Origin of the sequence: Streptomyces sp. SID14436 (assembly GCF_010548465.1) — a bacterium.
In the GTDB taxonomy this organism is placed as follows: Bacteria; Actinomycetota; Actinomycetes; order Streptomycetales; family Streptomycetaceae; genus Streptomyces.
In genome coordinates, this window is record NZ_JAAGMD010000424.1 from 1 (window position 1) to 12,061 (window position 12,061).

Consider the following 12,061-nt stretch of genomic DNA (forward strand, 5'->3'; position numbering starts at 1 on the left):
TTTACAACCCGAAGGCCGTCATCCCTCACGCGGCGTCGCTGCATCAGGCTTTCGCCCATTGTGCAATATTCCCCACTGCTGCCTCCCGTAGGAGTCTGGGCCGTGTCTCAGTCCCAGTGTGGCCGGTCGCCCTCTCAGGCCGGCTACCCGTCGTCGCCTTGGTGAGCCGTTACCTCACCAACAAGCTGATAGGCCGCGGGCTCATCCTGCACCGCCGGAGCTTTCGAACCGCCTGGATGCCCAAGCGGTTCAGTATCCGGTATTAGACCCCGTTTCCAGGGCTTGTCCCAGAGTGCAGGGCAGATTGCCCACGTGTTACTCACCCGTTCGCCACTAATCCCCACCCGAAGGTGGTTCATCGTTCGACTTGCATGTGTTAAGCACGCCGCCAGCGTTCGTCCTGAGCCAGGATCAAACTCTCCGTGAATGTGTACCCGTGATCGGGTGTCACACCACGAGAGCGGAACCACCGGAGGAATAATCCGATGGTTCACAGCGTCCTCGCTGTGTGTATTTCAAAGGAACCTCGACCATCCGAAACCGGATGGACGGGGTATCAACATATCTGGCGTTGACTTTTGGCACGCTGTTGAGTTCTCAAGGAACGGACGCTTCCTTCGTACTCACCCTCTCGGGCTTTCCTCCGGGCGCTTCCCTTCGGTGTTTCCGTTTCCGACTCTATCAGACCTTTGCGATCCGATTTCCTCGGTGCTTTCCAGGTCGACGCTTTTCGCGTCTCCCTTTCCGGCGGACCCGACTTTATCAGAAGATCTCGGTCGGATTTTCCACCCCGCCAGAGACTGGCACCGACGCGCGAAGCAGTCGGGTTCCCGATCGGGGGGAGCTGTAAACGTACTGGAGCGGGGCGCCCCGATGCAAATCGAGGCGCCCCGCTCCGGGTTGGCGCGTGCGCGCCGGCCGACGGACCGTCAGACCTCCACCACGACGGGGAGGATCATCGGACGGCGCCGGTAGGTGTCCGACACCCACTTGCCCAGCGTGCGCCGCACCAACTGCTGCATCTGGTGGGGTTCGACCACGCCGTCCTGGGCCGAGCGCTCCAGCACCTCCGTGATCTTGGGGATCACCGCGCCGAAGGCCGAGTCCTCGATGCCGGAACCGCGGGCCTGGACGTGCGGTCCGCCGGTGATCTTGCCGGTGGAGGAGTCGATGACCACGAAGACGGAGATGATGCCCTCGTCGCCGAGGATCTTGCGGTCCTTCAGGGCGGGCTCACCGACGTCGCCGACGGAGAGGCCGTCGACGTAGACGTAGCCGGCCTGCACCTTGCCGGAGATCTTCGCCTTGCCCTCGACGAGGTCGACGACCACGCCGTCCTCGGCGATGACGATCCGGTCGTGCGGGACGCCGGTGAGGGCGCCCAGCTCGGCGTTGGCCCGCAGGTGGCGCCACTCGCCGTGCACCGGCATCAGGTTCCGCGGGCGGCAGATGTTGTAGAAGTACAGCAGCTCGCCGGCGGAGGCGTGACCCGAGACGTGCACCTTGGCGTTGCCCTTGTGGACGACGTTGGCGCCCCAGCGGGTCAGGCCGTTGATCACGCGGTAGACCGCGTTCTCGTTACCGGGGATGAGGGACGACGCGAGGATCACCGTGTCGCCGTCGACGATGCGGATCTGGTGGTCGCGGTTGGCCATGCGCGACAGCGCGGCCATGGGCTCGCCCTGGGATCCGGTGCAGACCAGGACCACCTCGTGGTCGGGCAGGTCGTCCAGCGTCTTGACGTCCACGACGAGGCCCGGCGGCACCTTGAGGTAGCCGAGGTCCCGGGCGATGCCCATGTTGCGCACCATGGAGCGTCCGACGAAGGCGACCCTGCGGCCGTACTCGTGGGCCGCGTCGAGGATCTGCTGGATGCGGTGCACGTGGCTGGCGAAGCTGGCCACGATGATCCGCTTGCGGGCGTTGGCGAAGACCTGGCGCAGGACGTTGGAGATGTCCCGCTCGGGCGGGACGAATCCCGGCACCTCGGCGTTCGTCGAGTCGGACAGGAGGAGGTCGATGCCCTCCTCGCTGAGCCGGGCGAAGGCGTGCAGGTCCGTGAGCCGGTTGTCCAGCGGCAGCTGGTCCATCTTGAAGTCGCCGGTGTGGACCACCATGCCCGCGGGGGTGCGGACGGCGACGGCCAGCGCGTCCGGGATGGAGTGGTTGACCGCGACGAACTCGCAGTCGAAGGGGCCGATGCGCTCGCGGTGCCCCTCGGCCACCTGCAGGGTGTAGGGGCGGATGCGGTGCTCCTGCAGCTTCGCCTCGATCAGGGCGAGGGTCAGCTTGGAGCCGATCAGCGGGATGTCCGGCTTCTCCCGGAGGAGGAAGGGGACGCCGCCGATGTGGTCCTCGTGGCCGTGCGTGAGGACGATGCCCTCGATGTCGTCGAGGCGGTCGCGGATGGACGAGAAGTCCGGAAGGATCAGGTCGATTCCGGGCTGCTCCTCCTCGGGGAAGAGCACTCCGCAGTCGACGATCAGCAGGCGGCCGCCGTACTCGAGGACGGTCATGTTCCGGCCGATCTCGCCGAGGCCGCCGAGCGGGGTGACGCGCAGGCCCCCCTCGGGCAGCGGCGGGGGCGGACCGAGTTCAGGATGCGGATGACTCAAAAGACTCTCCTCAACCACGCGCGCCACGTACCGGTGGGCACGTGGCGCGCATGACGTTCGTGCAGAAGCAATTGTCGTTGTGGGGTGCGGGCACCGGTGGCCCGCCTATTCAGTTGTGAAGTCCATGCGCGCGCGATCGCGCGAAGCCCGTTGTCAGAGCTGTACCCCGCCGGCGGCAAGATCGATCTTGAGCTGCTCGATCTCTTCCGGCGCGCATCCGACCATGGGGGCGCGCAGGGGTCCGCCGGGCAGTCCCTGCAGGGCGAGCGCCGCCTTGGTGGTCATCACGCCCTGGGTGCGGAAGACGCCCGTGTAGACGGGGAGCAGCTTCTGGTGGATCTCGGTGGCCTTCTGGACGTCTCCGGAGGTGTATGCCTCGACCAGGGCACGCAGCTCGGGGGTGACGAGGTGGCCGACGACCGAGACGAACCCGACCGCGCCCACGGAGAGCAGCGGGAGGTTCAGCATGTCGTCGCCGGAGTACCAGGCGAGGCCGGAGCGCGCGATGGCCCAGCTCGCGCGGCCGAGGTCTCCCTTGGCGTCCTTGTTGGCGACGATCCGGGGGTGCTCGGCGAGGCGGACGAGGGTCTCGGTGTTGATCGGGACGCCGCTGCGGCCGGGGATGTCGTAGAGCATCACCGGCAGCTCGGTGGTGTCGGCGATGGCCGTGAAGTGCCGGAGCAGGCCCTCCTGCGGGGGCTTGTTGTAGTACGGCGTGACGACCAGCAGGGCGTGGGCGCCGACGCGCTCTGCGGTGCGGGCCAGCGCGATGCTGTGGCGGGTGTCGTTGGTGCCGACTCCGGCCACGACGTGCGCGCGGTCGCCGACGGCCTCCAGGACCGCCCGTACGAGGTCGGCTTTCTCCGCATCGCTGGTGGTGGGCGACTCGCCGGTGGTGCCGTTGATGATCAGGCCGTCGTTGCCTGCGTCCACCAGGTGGGTGGCGAGTCGCTGGGCGCCGTCGAGGTCGAGTGCGCCGTCCGCCGTGAAGGGCGTGACCATGGCGGTGAGGACCCGCCCGAAGGGGGTCTGCGGAGTGGAGGTCGGTGCCATGGGCTACACGCTACTCGTTGCTCAGGTCGGGGTCTGCCCTCGGGGGAGGCGACAACACGGGACAAAGGCGGATCCCGGCACTGCCTGCTCGGGGGTTCAGGCAGTACCGGGTCCGTTCGATCAGGCTAGATGAACTTCGCGAAACGCCGCAATCCGGACACTTCATAGGGCTGAACCGCACATCTGTGCCCGGCGCGGAAATTCACGTCGCCCGCACACGGAATCCCGCCGTACCCCGCTACGGGGCGACGCGTCCGTTGGCGTTGAAGGCGGCGTGGGTGAGCGGCATCAGACGGGCCCACTCGGCCTCCAGCCGCTCGCCGACCATCTCGATCTCGCGCTGCGGGAAGGAGGGGACCTTGGCCAGCTCGTGCTGGGTGCGCAGACCCAGGAAGTGCATCAGCGAACGGGCGTTGCAGGTGGCGTACATCGAGGAGTACAGGCCGACCGGCAGCGCGGCGCGGGCGACCTCGCGGGCGACGCCCTCGGCCAGCAGCTTCTGGTAGGCGGCGTACGCCTGCTGGTAGGTCTCCGTCAGGACGCGCTGCACGGTGGCGTGCTGGTCGGGCGTGCCCTCGACGAAGACGTACTTGCCCGGGCGTCCCTCCTGGACCAGCTTGCGCGAGGCGTCGGGCACGTAGAAGACGGGTTCCAGCTCGCGGTAGCGCCCCGACTCCTCGTTGTAGGACCAGCCCACCCGGTGCCGCATGAACTCGCGGAAGACGAAGATCGGCGCGCTGATCAGGAAGGTCATCGAGTTGTGCTCGAACGGGCTGCCGTGCCGGTCCCGCATGAGGTAGTTGATCAGGCCCTTGGAGCGCTCGGGGTCCTTCTGCAGTTCGCCGATCGACTGCTCGCCGAGGGTCGAGACGCGGGCGGCGAAGAGTACGTCGGCGTCCGAGGCGCTGGACTTGACCAGTTCGACCGTGACATCGCTCCGCAGGGTGACGTCTGCGTGCGGGGTCGGCTGGGGATCGTCGGCGGGGGTCAAGAGGGTCCTTCCCATCAGGTCTGGCGGCGGCGCCCGGGGCTGGCGCGCGGCGCCCACTTTACGGGGCGCTCCGCCGGGGGCGGGAGGCGCCCGACTCGTTCCGGCCCTGGCACCTTTGTGCGTCCGGGCACCTTTTGGGGCGTCCGTTCGTATGAAGGGGTAACAGCAGTTTCGTTCGACCCGAAGGGAGACACACACCCGATGCTCGGTCGGCGTGAACCCGTGCCGTTCGCCTTCCTCGCCGAGGCCGACAGATTCCGCAGCAATGTCACTCCCCCGCCCCGTGAGCGGGCGTCCGCCGGTCAGATCGCCGGGCGCTGGCTGCTGGGGCTGACCGTCACCGCCGGGCTCGTGGGGTCCCTCGTGATCGGGACGCCGGCGCTGACGCCCGACACCTCGGGTCCGGGGACCGAGCAGTCGCAGGCGTCCGAGGGACGCTGAACCGCCGGACGCGCCGCCGCGGCGCCGTCCGGACCCCGATGGTGGTGACTCACTCCTCAGCTCGGTAGCCTCACCGGCACTGCCCCCGCATGGATCGAGTGAGGACCAGCCGTGCCCCTGCCCTTCCTGACGGCCGACCGTGCCTTCGATGCGGCGGACGACGTCGCGCTGCCGTACGACGACCGTGACCGCTGGCGGCGCCCGTACCGTCCGGGACCGTGGCGGGTGGGGGCGGCGGCGGTCGTGCTGCTGCTGGCGTCGTTCGTGCTGTTCGCCGCGGTGATCATCGCGGTGACGGCGTCGATGTCGTCGGCGGGCGTGGTGTTCGCGCTCGCGCTGGCCGGCATCGCCGGCGCGCTGCGGCTGCTGCGGATGGGCGTGTGGGTGAGCGCCCGGGGGCTGCGGCACGTGGTGTTCTGGACCACGCGGACCACTCCCTGGGCGCAGGTCGCCTCGGTGCGCACCGTGCAGCAGCCGGTGCGCTGGCTGGGGCTGCCGCGGACGGTGCAGGGGCAGGCGCTGCTGCTGGTCCGGCAGGGCCGCTCGGCCGAGCCCGCCGTGCCGCTGCTGACCACGCACGACGCGGACTTCCTGGGACGCGAGCCGGCCTTCGACCGGGCGGCGGACTCGGTGGAGGTCTGGACGGACGAGTACCGGCCGGGCTGAGCCGCCCTCGGTCCCACACGTCGGGGCCCGGTCCGGGTGCGGACCGGGCCCCGAGCGCGTGCGCGTCCGTGTGCGGGGGTGCCGTCAGGGGGACGCCTTGCGCAGGCTGATCGCCCGCTGCATCGCCTTGCGGGCGCGCGGGGTGTCGCGGGCGTCGTGGTAGGCGACGGCCAGGCGGAACCAGGTGCGCCAGTCGTCGGGGGCGTCCTCCGTCTCGGCCTTGCGCCGGGCGAAGACCTCGTCGGCGGAGTCGCGGTCCACCCGGCCGCTGGGCAGCCGCTTCAGGTCGTCGACGGGCAGCCCGCCCTCGGCGTCGAGTTCGGCGGCGAGCCGGTTGGCGTCGCGCACGAACTGGGTGTTCTTCCACAGGAACCACACGCCGATGACCGGCAGGACCAGCACCGCGACGCCCAGGGTGACGGTCAGCAGGGTGCCGGCCCGGATGAGCAGCACGCCGCGGCTGCCGACCAGGACGAAGTAGACGACCAGGACGGCGGCCGTGAGGGCGTAGGAGATCTTCGCGCGCATGGGGTGGGTCCGGGCTCAGTTCAGGTCGAGGAAGTGCTCGAGGCCGAAGGTCAGGCCCGGAGTGGACACCACGCGGCGGGTGCCGAGGAGGATGCCCGGCATGAAGCTGCTGTGGTGCAGGGAGTCGTGACGGACGGTGAGGGTCTCGCCCTCGCCGCCGAGCAGGACCTCCTGGTGGGCGAGGAGCCCGCGCAGCCGTACGGAGTGCACCGGCACGCCGTCCACGTCAGCGCCGCGGGCGCCGTCCAGGGCGGTCACCGTGGCGTCGGGGGCGGGGGCGCTGCCCGCGCTGCGGCGGGCCTCGGCGATGAGCTGGGCGGTGCGCGCGGCGGTGCCGCTGGGGGCGTCCACCTTGTTGGGGTGGTGGAGTTCGACGACCTCGACGGACTCGAAGTAGGGCGCCGCGATCTGGGCGAACTTCATGGTGAGGACGGCGCCGATGGAGAAGTTGGGCGCGATGAGGACTCCGACCCCGGGGAACTGGTCGAGCCAGCCCTTCAGCTGCGCGAGGCGCTCGTCGGTCCAGCCGGTGGTGCCGACGACGGCGTGGATGCCGTGCCGCACGCAGAAGTCCAGGTTGCCCATCACGGAGGCGGGCGTGGTCAGTTCCACGACGACCTGGGCGTCCGCCTCGACGAGGGTCTCCAGCTTGTCGCCGCTGCCGAGGGCGGCCACCAGCTCCAGGTCCTCGGCGGCCTCGACCGCCCGCACCGCCTCGGACCCGATGCGGCCCTTGGCGCCGAGGACCGCCACGCGCAGCTTGCTCATGTTCGTTGCTTCCTTACGGGAGGGGTCAGGCGACGGCGTCGTGCAGCCGGGACGCCTGCTTGTCCTTGAGCGGGCCGATGACCGACAGGGAGGGCCGTCGTCCCAGGATGTCGCGGGCGACGGCGCGGACGTCGTCCGGGGTGACCGAGGCTATCCGGGAGAGCATGTCGTCGACCGACATCTGCTCGCCCCAGCACAGCTCGCTCTTGCCGATACGGTTCATCAGCGCGCCGGTGTCCTCCAGGCCGAGGACGGTGGAGCCCCTCAGCTGGCCGATGGCGCGTTCGATCTCCTCGTCGGGCAGACCGTGCTCGGCGACCTGGTCGAGCTCGTCGCGGCAGATCTTCAGCACGTCGTGCACCTGGGAGGGCCGGCAGCCCGCGTACACGCCGAACAGGCCGCAGTCGGCGAAGCCGGAGGTGTACGAGTACACGCTGTAGGCCAGGCCGCGCTTCTCGCGGACCTCCTGGAACAGGCGGGAGGACATGCCGCCGCCGAGGGCGGTGTTGAGCACGCCGAGCGCCCAGCGGCGGTCGTCGGTGCGGGCCAGGCCGGGCATGCCGAGGACGATGTGGGCCTGCTCGGTCCTGCGGTCGAGGAGTTCGACCCGGCCGGCGGTGCGCAGGGCGCGCTGTCCGCCGCGCGGGGCGATCGGTGTGGCCGCGGGGTCCTTGAGCGCGCCGGCCTGTTCGAAGGCGGCCCGGACCTGGCGGACGACCGTGGCGTGGTCGATGTTGCCGGCGCAGGCGACGACCAGGTGGGTGGGGTCGTAGTGCTTGCGGTAGAAGCGGCGGATGCGGTCGGCGGTGAGCGCGTTGACCGTGTCGACGGTGCCGAGGACGGGGCGGCCGAGGGGGTTGTCGCCGAACATGGTGTGCGCGAACAGGTCGTGCACGCAGTCGCCGGGGTCGTCCTCGGTCATGGCGATCTCTTCGAGGATGGCGCCGCGTTCGACGTCGACGTCCTCCTCGCGGATGAGTGAGCCGGTGAGCATGTCGCACACCACGTCGATGGCGAGCGGCAGGTCGGTGTCGAGCACGCGCGCGTAGTAGCACGTGTACTCCTTGGCGGTGAACGCGTTCATCTCGCCGCCGACCGCGTCCAGGGCGGCGGAGATGTCCAGCGCGGACCGCCGGGAGGTGCCCTTGAAGAGCAGGTGCTCCAGGTAGTGGGTCGCGCCGTTCAGCGCCGGGGTCTCGTCGCGGGAGCCGACGTGCGCCCAGATGCCGAAGGTGGCGGAGCGGACCGAGGGCAGGGTCTCGGTGACGATGCGCAGGCCGCCGGGGAGGGTGGTCCTGCGGACGGTACCGATGCCGTTGTCGCCCTCGATCAGGGTTCGGGTACGGGCGACGGCCCGCGCCTCCGGAGAGGTGCGGGCCGTCGCCTCGGAGCCAGGGGACGTCACTTGTCGGCGTCGTCCTTCTTCTCGTCGGAGCCGTTGTCGGACTCGCCCTCGATGACGGGGATCAGGGAGAGCTTGCCGCGGGAGTCGATCTCGGCGATCTCGACCTGGACCTTCTGGCCCACACCGAGCACGTCCTCGACGTTCTCCACGCGCTTGCCGCCGGCCAGCTTGCGGATCTGCGAGATGTGCAGCAGGCCGTCCTTGCCGGGCAGCAGGGAGACGAAGGCACCGAAGGTGGTGGTCTTCACGACCGTGCCCAGGTAGCGCTCGCCGACCTCGGGCATCGTCGGGTTGGCGATGCCGTTGATCGTGGCGCGGGCGGCCTCGGCGGCCGGGCCGTCGGCGGCACCGATGTAGATGGTGCCGTCGTCCTCGATGGTGATCTCGGCGCCGGTGTCCTCCTGGATCTGGTTGATCATCTTGCCCTTCGGGCCGATGACCTCACCGATCTTGTCGACCGGGATCTTCACGGTGATGATCCGCGGCGCGTTGGGGGACATCTCGTCCGGCGTGTCGATCGCTTCCATCATCACGTCGAGGATGTGGAGGCGGGCGTCGCGGGCCTGCTTGAGAGCGGCGGCCAGGACGGAGGCCGGGATGCCGTCCAGCTTGGTGTCGAGCTGGAGGGCGGTCACGAACTCCTTGGTGCCGGCGACCTTGAAGTCCATGTCGCCGAAGGCGTCCTCCGCACCGAGGATGTCGGTGAGGGCGACGTAGTGCGTCTCGCCGTTGATCTCCTGGGAGATCAGGCCCATGGCGATGCCGGCGACCGGGGCCTTGAGCGGCACACCGGCGTTCAGCAGCGACATGGTGGAGGCGCAGACCGAGCCCATGGACGTCGAGCCGTTGGAGCCGAGGGCCTCGGAGACCTGGCGGATCGCGTAGGGGAACTCCTCGCGCGTCGGCAGCACCGGCACGATGGCGCGCTCGGCGAGGGCGCCGTGGCCGATCTCGCGGCGCTTCGGGGAGCCGACGCGGCCGGTCTCGCCGACGGAGTAGGGCGGGAAGTTGTAGTTGTGCATGTAGCGCTTGCGGGTCACCGGGGAGAGGGTGTCCAGCTGCTGCTCCATGCGCAGCATGTTGAGGGTGGTGACGCCCAGGATCTGGGTCTCGCCACGCTCGAACAGGGCGGAGCCGTGCACCCGCGGGATGGCCTCGACCTCGGCGGCCAGGGTGCGGATGTCGGTGACGCCGCGGCCGTCGATGCGCTTCTTCTCCTTGATGACGCGCTCGCGGACCAGGGACTTGGTCAGCGCGCGGTACGCGGCGGAGATCTCCTTCTCGCGGCCCTCGAACTCCGGCAGGAGCTTCTCGGCGGCGAGGGACTTCACGCGGTCGAGCTCGGCCTCGCGCTCCTGCTTGCCGGCGATGGTGAGCGCCTGGGCGAGCTCGGGCTTGACGGCGGCGGTCAGCGCCTCGAGGACGTCGTCCTGGTAGTCCAGGAAGATCGGGAACTCACCGGTCGGCTTGGCGGCCTTCGCGGCGAGGTCGGACTGCGCCTTGCAGAGCACCTTGATGAAGGGCTTAGCGGCGTCCAGACCGGCTGCGACGACCTCCTCGGTGGGGGCCTCGGCGCCGCCCTCGACCAGCTTGACGGTCTTCTCGGTGGCCTCGGCCTCGACCATCATGATCGCGACGTCGCCGTCCTCCAGGACGCGGCCCGCGACGACCATGTCGAAGACGGCGTCCTCGAGCTCGGTGTGCGTCGGGAAGGCCACCCACTGGCCGCGGATCAGCGCGACGCGGACGCCGCCGATCGGGCCGGAGAAGGGCAGGCCGGCCAGCTGCGTGGACGCGGAGGCGGCGTTGATGGCCACCACGTCGTACAGGTGGTCGGGGTTGAGCGCCATGATCGTGGCGACGACCTGGATCTCGTTGCGCAGGCCCTTCTTGAAGGACGGGCGCAGCGGGCGGTCGATGAGGCGGCAGGTGAGGATGGCGTCCTCGGAGGGACGGCCCTCACGGCGGAAGAACGAGCCGGGGATCCGGCCCGCCGCGTACATCCGCTCCTCGACGTCCACCGTGAGCGGGAAGAAGTCGAGCTGGTCCTTGGGGTTCTTGGAAGCGGTGGTGGCCGACAGCACCATGGTGTCGTCGTCCAGGTAGGCCACAGCGGAACCGGCGGCCTGGCGGGCCAGGCGACCGGTCTCGAAGCGGATGGTGCGGGTGCCGAAGGAGCCGTTGTCGATGACGGCTTCGGCGTAGTGGGTCTCGTTCTCCACCAGCGGTTTCTCCGTTACTTGTCGTCTTTTCGTCCCTCCGCGCCCGTGTGGCACGGGGGACGTTGGCGGAGAAGCGCTCCATCTGGTGCGGGCCGGTCTTCGATCGAAGCACCCGGGTTCGCATTGCCCGGGGGCCACTACCGAGGACCGGCGGCGGCGAGGTGCGCTTCTCCCCGTTCGTCGTGACGCCCCGAGGGGCGTCTGTGATGACCGCACAGCCGGTGCGGTACGGCTCATCACGGTGAGTCGTTCCTATGGCGTTGTGTTACCACACTACAAAGGGGCGGTGACACTCCGCACGTACAGCAAAGGGAGCGGTCCCCGTTCCTTCAGGGAACCGCTCCCCACCGCGGCGTCCTACTTGGCGCCCGCCGCACCGCGACGGATGCCGAGGCGGTCGACCAGCGCACGGAAGCGTGCGATGTCCTTCTTGGCCAGGTACTGCAGCAGCCGGCGGCGCTGACCGACCAGGATCAGCAGACCACGACGGGAGTGGTGGTCGTGCTTGTGGGTCTTGAGGTGCTCCGTCAGGTCGGAGATCCGACGGGAGAGCAGAGCGACCTGGACCTCGGGGGAGCCGGTGTCGCCCTCCTTGGTGCTGAACTCGGAGATGATCTGCTTCTTCGTAGCGGCGTCGAGCGACACGCGTACTCCTCATAGTCTGTGAGTGGCCACCGAGTGCCCCCGGTCTTCGTCTCGGGGGATCTTCCATGACTCGGAAGGCGGGGATCCGCTGGGCGCGGCCTCCAGAGCGGCGCTCCGGGGGTGCGTACACAAACGGCCGTCGGCCAGCCTACCAGGCGGTGGCCTGGCTCCTGTCCCCGCTCCGTCGAACCGCCCTGGCCGGCGGGCCGCGGCCACTAGGGTGAGCGCCGCACCGTTGGAAACGTCCGGAGCACGGGACAGTCGGGAAGGGGTCGCTGCGCATGGCGGAGACGGCTGAGGAGATCAGGGCGCGCAAGGAGCGGGAGAAGGACGAGCTGTACGGGCTCGACATCTCCGGCGTCGAGTGGCACAGCGCGCCGGGCACCGAGGAGCACGAGGAGCGGGTCGAGATCGCCTACCTGCCCGGCGGCGCGGTGGCCATGCGGTCGTCCCTCGACCCGGACACCGTGCTCCGGTACACGGAGGCGGAGTGGCGAGCGTTCGTGCTGGGTGCCCGGGACGGGGAGTTCGATCTGGAGCCGGCGGGGCCCGAGGCGGAGTGACGGGCGGGGCCGCGTGCCCCGCGTGCCCCGCGTACGGGGGGTGCGCGGGGAGCCCGGGAGTGCGGGGCAGCGTGCGCGGGAGCTGCCCGCGCGGGCCTGTGACCGATCTTGCGGTGCCCCGGCCCCGGCGGACACGCGCGTGGCGCCGGGGTTCTGCGGGCGGG

At 69.8% G+C, this 12,061-nt stretch carries 11 protein-coding genes and 1 rRNA gene; 3 read left to right on the top strand and 9 right to left on the bottom strand.

Annotated features, from left to right (window positions below; genetic code table 11):
- The 4 genes from G3I53_RS14640 to thyX form a co-directional block, all read right to left on the bottom strand.
- Nucleotides 1-427, bottom strand: a 16S ribosomal RNA gene (locus G3I53_RS14640); the annotation flags it as partial.
- A 502-nt stretch (nucleotides 428-929) separates the two neighbouring features.
- Nucleotides 930-2,615, bottom strand: a complete 1,686-nt coding sequence (locus G3I53_RS14645; RefSeq protein WP_164338366.1) for a ribonuclease J — start codon at nucleotides 2,613-2,615, stop codon at nucleotides 930-932.
- Between the two features lie 153 nt (nucleotides 2,616-2,768).
- Nucleotides 2,769-3,668 (bottom strand): 4-hydroxy-tetrahydrodipicolinate synthase, encoded by a 900-nt coding sequence (gene dapA, locus G3I53_RS14650; RefSeq protein WP_164338365.1) that lies wholly within the window; start codon nucleotides 3,666-3,668, stop codon nucleotides 2,769-2,771.
- Between the two features lie 238 nt (nucleotides 3,669-3,906).
- On the bottom strand, nucleotides 3,907-4,659 hold the full coding sequence (gene thyX / locus G3I53_RS14655; RefSeq protein ID WP_239063904.1) for an FAD-dependent thymidylate synthase: 753 nt from the start codon (nucleotides 4,657-4,659) through the stop codon (nucleotides 3,907-3,909).
- A gap of 201 nt (nucleotides 4,660-4,860) precedes the next feature.
- On the opposite strand from thyX, the gene G3I53_RS14660 reads away from it, so the two are divergent.
- Nucleotides 4,861-5,100, top strand: a complete 240-nt coding sequence (locus G3I53_RS14660; protein WP_164338364.1) for a hypothetical protein — start codon at nucleotides 4,861-4,863, stop codon at nucleotides 5,098-5,100.
- A 111-nt stretch (nucleotides 5,101-5,211) separates the two neighbouring features.
- The gene (locus G3I53_RS14665; protein ID WP_164338363.1) at nucleotides 5,212-5,766 is read left to right on the top strand and encodes a hypothetical protein; all 555 of its coding nucleotides are present in this window, start codon (nucleotides 5,212-5,214) and stop codon (nucleotides 5,764-5,766) included.
- Between the two features lie 84 nt (nucleotides 5,767-5,850).
- On the opposite strand, the gene G3I53_RS14670 is transcribed toward G3I53_RS14665, so the two are convergent.
- The 5 genes from G3I53_RS14670 to rpsO form a co-directional block, all read right to left on the bottom strand.
- Complete coding sequence (locus tag G3I53_RS14670) at nucleotides 5,851-6,294, bottom strand: hypothetical protein (RefSeq protein ID WP_164338362.1); 444 nt, start codon at nucleotides 6,292-6,294, stop codon at nucleotides 5,851-5,853.
- 15 nt (nucleotides 6,295-6,309) lie between these two features.
- Complete coding sequence (gene dapB / locus G3I53_RS14675; protein ID WP_164338361.1) at nucleotides 6,310-7,062, bottom strand: 4-hydroxy-tetrahydrodipicolinate reductase; 753 nt, start codon at nucleotides 7,060-7,062, stop codon at nucleotides 6,310-6,312.
- Between the two features lie 25 nt (nucleotides 7,063-7,087).
- Nucleotides 7,088-8,467: a pitrilysin family protein gene (locus tag G3I53_RS14680; protein WP_164338360.1), complete on the bottom strand. Its 1,380-nt coding sequence runs from the start codon at nucleotides 8,465-8,467 to the stop codon at nucleotides 7,088-7,090.
- Complete coding sequence (locus tag G3I53_RS14685) at nucleotides 8,464-10,689, bottom strand: polyribonucleotide nucleotidyltransferase (RefSeq protein ID WP_164338359.1); 2,226 nt, start codon at nucleotides 10,687-10,689, stop codon at nucleotides 8,464-8,466. Before G3I53_RS14685 ends, G3I53_RS14680 begins: the two co-directional genes overlap by 4 nt.
- Before the next feature lie 357 nt (nucleotides 10,690-11,046).
- Nucleotides 11,047-11,334 (bottom strand): 30S ribosomal protein S15, encoded by a 288-nt coding sequence (gene rpsO, locus G3I53_RS14690; RefSeq protein ID WP_164338358.1) that lies wholly within the window; start codon nucleotides 11,332-11,334, stop codon nucleotides 11,047-11,049.
- A 281-nt stretch (nucleotides 11,335-11,615) separates the two neighbouring features.
- On the opposite strand from rpsO, the gene G3I53_RS14695 reads away from it, so the two are divergent.
- The gene (locus G3I53_RS14695; RefSeq protein ID WP_164338357.1) at nucleotides 11,616-11,897 is read left to right on the top strand and encodes a DUF397 domain-containing protein; all 282 of its coding nucleotides are present in this window, start codon (nucleotides 11,616-11,618) and stop codon (nucleotides 11,895-11,897) included.
- Nucleotides 11,898-12,061: the final 164 nt, after the last annotated feature.